Source organism: Polaribacter sp. YIW18, from assembly GCF_057219325.1.
Genome location: NZ_JBXVVE010000028.1, coordinates 1 through 550 on the forward strand (window position 1 = coordinate 1; position 550 = coordinate 550).

Sequence of the window (550 nt, forward strand, 5' to 3'; positions counted from 1 at the left end):
CTTATCACGTCCTTCTTCGCCTCTGAGAGCCTAGGCATCCGCCATACGCCCTTACTTAACTTATTGTACTTTTTGCTGTGATATAAATATCACAACGAGCTCTTTTATATTTTTATAAAAATTGTCTAAAATATCTCTATTTTAAACTCTCTATCTTATTTGATTCTTACGATATCATTTTACCAATATGTCAATGAACTGTGGCGAGTCGCCACTGACAATTATTTATCAGTGTTGACTTTTGATGCTATTGATAATTAATTATCTATAAACATCGCCTTGTGGAGAATATCGGAGTCGAACCGATGACCTCTTGCGTGCAAGGCAAGCGCTCTAGCCAACTGAGCTAATCCCCCATTTGAAATTCAGAATTACGAATTCAGAATTACGAATTTAGAATTCTCTAGTTTCCAGAATTTCCTTTGAATATCAAAATTTGTAGTCCCGGGCAGACTCGAACTGCCGACCTCTACATTATCAGTGTAGCGCTCTAACCAGCTGAGCTACGAGACTATAATAGCTTTGATATTCTTGTTTTTTAAAATTAACA

At 36.5% G+C, this 550-nt stretch carries 2 tRNA genes; both read right to left on the bottom strand.

From position 1 onward, the window contains the following. Positions 1–282: 282 nt before the first annotated feature. A tRNA-Ala gene (locus AC2D6T_RS12015) sits at positions 283–356 on the bottom strand. Between the two features lie 83 nt (positions 357–439). Next, a tRNA-Ile gene (locus AC2D6T_RS12020) sits at positions 440–513 on the bottom strand. Between the last annotated feature and the right edge of the window lie 37 nt (positions 514–550).